The organism is Pedobacter sp., assembly GCF_035317785.1.
Taxonomy (GTDB): Bacteria; Bacteroidota; Bacteroidia; order Sphingobacteriales; family Sphingobacteriaceae; genus Pedobacter.
Genome location: NZ_DATHGC010000161.1, coordinates 1 through 4,328, shown reverse-complemented (window position 1 = coordinate 4,328; position 4,328 = coordinate 1). Strand labels below are relative to the sequence as shown.

Sequence of the window (4,328 nt, the reverse complement as noted above, 5' to 3'; positions counted from 1 at the left end):
CTGGACCGCATACAATCTATTGAGGATCATGAGGCGCCTTACCGGGAAAATACTACGCTAGATCTTGCTGCTTACTATAATGACCTGATCGGGGTTACTAAATCTCCCGGACAGCGGGACTGTGAGGTTGTATTCTGGATAGATAGCGACAATGCACCCTATGTCATTACTAAGCCATTACATCATACTCAAAAGTTGCTGAGGGAAGATGAAACAGGTAAAGTATTCAGTATAAGGGTAATCCTTAATTTTGAACTGGAGCGGGAGCTGCTGGGTTTTGGCGCTAAAATGAGAGTATTGGGGCCTAGGATTTTGGTGAAGCAAATGAAAGCGCAATTGCAGAAGACGATGGAGCGTTATAACACGCTGGAAGAAGGTTTCTTTGGGACGTGATTTTTTCATAGTTTTGTGTACACATAAATGACGTCATCTCTATGAAATCTAAAAATTTACCGGGCCTTGCTATCGCTCTATTTTTATTTGTTGCGTGTCAGAAAGACATGCCTTTATCGGAACCTCAAGCACCTTCGGAAATACTTAAGGATTCAGCATCGTTTACGATTGATGGAAAAGCGTATACATCAGGCAAAATTGAAAAGGGAACAACACTCACCACACAATCAAACCTTAAGATTACTTCAGGTGTTAACTTCAACTATTTGTTACAGGGCGATAAAGACTCCATTTTGTTTGTAAGGGACTACACCATTAAGGCCAATGGTTCTTTTATGATCATTTCATTCATAAAGGTGTACAGTAATAGTGAAACAGAATCTACACAGGAAAATAACGGAGGATATTTATATTACCCAAAAAATAAAACGGATATGTTTTCTGTGGGAAGGTATAAATATTCAACAGATTTTTGGCGGGACAATTCTATATCCGGAATTGCAATCAGAGTTATAAGTGATCGCGGTGATTTGAAATCATATAGTCAATCGGATTTGGGCAAACCTGCTTCAGTTACGCAAGCTGATCAAAAAGAGTCAAAGTTTGAGATCATAAGTCTGCAAAAACGTGATTCAGGATATTTACTGGAAGCTAAGTTCAATTTAAACGTTTTTGATGAAAATAAGCGGTCTCAAAAAATAGAAAATGGTTATTTGAGGTGTAGTGTGCTCGTTATTTATTAGGGGATTCCTGCTTGTCTTTTTACCCTTTTAATCATTAGTTTTGTGAAAAAACACAGACTATGCGCTCTTTTATTAGAGAAAAAGACAAGCTTTGCAGGCCGGATATCCGGTTAAGCTGATCGTGCTGTTTCGCCAATGGATATTTAAAAAGGATATATACAAGTATTGCCCGCTCCGGTTAAATCTCCGCCGCTAAATTTTGCAAAGCCCATTGTTTTTGTGATCAGTTGATCGACCGCATTGCCATTTGAAAGGTAATAGTATTTGAGCAGCAGGGTTCCAAGGTTGTTCTTATGGGCCACCACGACTTTGCATTTGCGGTATTTATCCCTATAAAGGTCATTGGCATTGGTTTCAAAATCAAAGATGTATCCCTCGTCTGCGCCCAGGGTTTTTAATTGCTCCTTAGTCAGGGTGACCGGTGCGCCGCGGGCAAGTGTCTGGTACTTTTTATAGTCCTGGTTTGCTTTGATGAGTTCCTCCTGCTCCGAGTCGGACAGCGATGCTTCGGCTTGCGGGTTATTCGCAAAAAAAGGTGGTCTGGTTTTGCTATTGTAGTAGGGCCAATAGTGGTTTACAGGAAATTGTATGCTAATGATGGTATGTCCAACCCTGAGGGCATATTGCTCACGGCTAAAATAGAACAGACGGTTGTAGAAAGTTCCCCTGTTCCAAAGGGTGGGCAGGCTGTCCATCTCTTTGCTGAGGTTGAGCTGTGCCCGGTATTTTTTTAACAGGTCTGCTTTGCTGAAGGTCTGGTTTTTATTGACGGTATAGGTCAACATATTTTTGGTTTCACTGATGATCTTGTCCTGTCTGCTCCTGACGGTGTCTTTAAAAAGGTAGGTGATGAACAAATTGCTCTGGTAGGCTTTTGATATATTTATGAACCGGTTGGCCGGGTAACCTGGCGGGTTTCCTGGAATCTTGCAATTGCGGGTAAATTCTGAGGCTGCGTCTGCATTAAATGGTTTCAGTTCAATGCTGCTGTAAAACCTGACCGGGTATTTGCTGGTATCGGCTTTTGTGACAGTATTGTCGAAGAACATTTTGTTGTCGTCAAGCCAATAGGGCCACCCGTCATATTGTTGATAGCCATAGTTTAGTATCATGATAATGACGGATTTGTCATTATTGTATAAATAGAAATCGCCGGAAACCAGGTCGTGCCCCCCATGTGGCTTGTAGCATCGGCAATCATATTCGTTTTCTTCGTCTTTGCCCAAAACTTTCAGGGTATAGCCCGCCGGCTTCTTGAAGCTTAGTCCATTGTCCTTCAGAAAATCGTCAAAGTAGGACTGGGCATGCAACCTGTCTTCAAAAGGAAAAAACCCCGCAATGGTCAATAAAACAAATACCGGCAGCTTCATTTCATCATAAGCGTCAATAGTAATTTCATGTTTAATGATTAAAATGGTTTCTTAAAGCTAATAAAAAACAAATAACCTAGGTATATTCAGTTTATGAATTTAACGTTTACTCTTTTTCATACTCACATGAAATCAATCTTGATGTACCGGCAAATCTTTACAAGGATGGATGAGTACTCATTCTTTTCTGTTTAATATAAAACTACTTTCCTGTTTGGTAAATCCGACCTTGGGGTAATACTCCAGGGCTGTGGGAACCGATAAAAGCAGCACCATGGACTGCTCGCCCACTCTTTCCCTGGTCAATTTTATCAGTGCTCTCCCGATTCCTTCTTTTTGGTGTGATTTCCTGACTGCAAGGTCAGCCAGATAGCAGCTCCAAGCCCAATCCGTAATTGATCGGGACACTCCGACCAAAAGATCTCCGTCCCATGCTGTTATGATCAGATTGGAATTATCGTACATCTTTTGCATTCTCTCTCTGTCAGAAAGCGGCCGGGGTAATTCGGCGTTTTCATAAAGTTCAATGACCTGATCGATGCCGGGTGTTTTGTCGAAACTGTAGGTAATTCTCATGGTTATTTTTTTAAATTTCTTTTTACTCCTGGAGACACTCGGTATTACCGTATGCACTATACACTATTGAGACAAATATGGTCAAATAAGCTAATGACCACAACGCGCGCTCGGGGATAAATTTCCCAAAAAAAATATAAAATACTTAATAGGGTATAAAATACTATTTTAGCCAGCACTAGATTTGTTTTATGAAAATATTAACGCTTCGAAAAATTCACAGTTCTCTCTTTATTCTGTTTTTTTTGATCGGCTCAGCTGCTGAGGTTGTTGCACAAGGTTTGGCGTCTAAAACTACCTGGGAAGGAAAGCTGGGAGCAATCCGGATTATACTGAAAATCAGCCGGGACAGTGCCACCAAAGAATCGGTAGCTGTCTTTGATAGCCCTGATCAGGGTGCTTTCGGTTTAAAGGTTTCTTCACTGAAAATTTCTTCAGATAGTGTTTTGGCCTATTCAGCTGTAATTGGGGGAGGATTTTCGGGCGCTTTTAATCCCTCCAGGACCGAGTTGACCGGCAATTGGAACCAGGGTGCGTCTCAGCCGCTTACTTTAAAGCAAGTAGAGAATCAACCTGAAAGTAAACGTCCGCAAAATCCTATAGCTCCTTTTCCTTATAAGGAAGAGCAGGTAACTTATCAAAATGCCGACCGTTCTATACAATATGGTGCTACGCTGACCGTACCCAGGACAGAGAAAGCTGTGCCTGCTGTGATTTTGATCACCGGATCTGGGCAGCAGGACCGGGATGAGACGATCTTTGGCCATAAACTGTTTTGGGTACTCGCCGATTACCTGAGCCGGAATGGCATTGCGGTGCTTAGGGTCGACGACCGGGGAATCGGGCAAACAACGGGAGAGGTCGCAAATGCTACTTCTGCTGACTTTGCTAAGGATGTGCTGACCGGCATAGATTTCTTAAAGAATCAGAAAGGAATAGATCCTAAGCGGATCGGACTAATCGGGCACAGCGAAGGTGGTATCATTGCACCTTTAGCGGCCAATCAGTCTAAGGACATTGCTTTTATTGTCAGTATGGCAGGTGTGGGCATTTCAGGGATGGAGCTTTGGAAGTCTCAAAGCAGGACAGGATTTGCTAAAGCTGGTTTTAATGATGACGAACTGAAGCGCATGGACGAGTTGTTTAATACGATGTTTGACATCAGTAAAAAGTACAAGGATATGAATGACATCGGCCGGGCTTTTGAGCCAGCTTTGGAAGTCTGGAAAAAACAGCAGTCTGCAGA

General features: G+C 42.2%; 5 protein-coding genes. 3 read left to right on the top strand and 2 right to left on the bottom strand.

The features are described from left to right. On the top strand, positions 1-393 hold a 393-nt coding region (locus VK541_RS09865), incomplete at its 5' end, for a WYL domain-containing protein (RefSeq protein WP_324369465.1). A 41-nt stretch (positions 394-434) separates the two neighbouring features. Continuing rightward, positions 435-1,136, top strand: a complete 702-nt coding sequence (locus VK541_RS09860) for a hypothetical protein (protein ID WP_324369464.1) — start codon at positions 435-437, stop codon at positions 1,134-1,136. Between the two features lie 143 nt (positions 1,137-1,279). Here VK541_RS09860 and VK541_RS09855 read toward each other — a convergent pair whose 3' ends face one another. Then, the gene (locus VK541_RS09855) at positions 1,280-2,506 is read right to left on the bottom strand and encodes a hypothetical protein (RefSeq protein ID WP_324369461.1); all 1,227 of its coding nucleotides are present in this window, start codon (positions 2,504-2,506) and stop codon (positions 1,280-1,282) included. A gap of 177 nt (positions 2,507-2,683) precedes the next feature. After that, entirely contained in the window at positions 2,684-3,082 is a 399-nt protein-coding gene (locus VK541_RS09850; protein ID WP_324369459.1) for a GNAT family N-acetyltransferase, read from the bottom strand. A 191-nt stretch (positions 3,083-3,273) separates the two neighbouring features. On the opposite strand from VK541_RS09850, the gene VK541_RS09845 reads away from it, so the two are divergent. Next, the coding region (locus tag VK541_RS09845) for an alpha/beta hydrolase family protein (RefSeq protein WP_324369457.1) at positions 3,274-4,328 on the top strand (1,055 nt) is incomplete at its 3' end.

Excerpts from the sequence above, each read along its gene's own strand:
- VK541_RS09860 (WP_324369464.1), top strand. The coding sequence starts at position 435 with ATGAAATCTAAAAATTTACCGGGCCTTGCTATCGCTCTATTTTTATTT.
- VK541_RS09855 (WP_324369461.1), bottom strand. The coding sequence starts at position 2,506 with ATGAAGCTGCCGGTATTTGTTTTATTGACCATTGCGGGGTTTTTTCCT.
- VK541_RS09850 (WP_324369459.1), bottom strand. The coding sequence starts at position 3,082 with ATGAGAATTACCTACAGTTTCGACAAAACACCCGGCATCGATCAGGTC.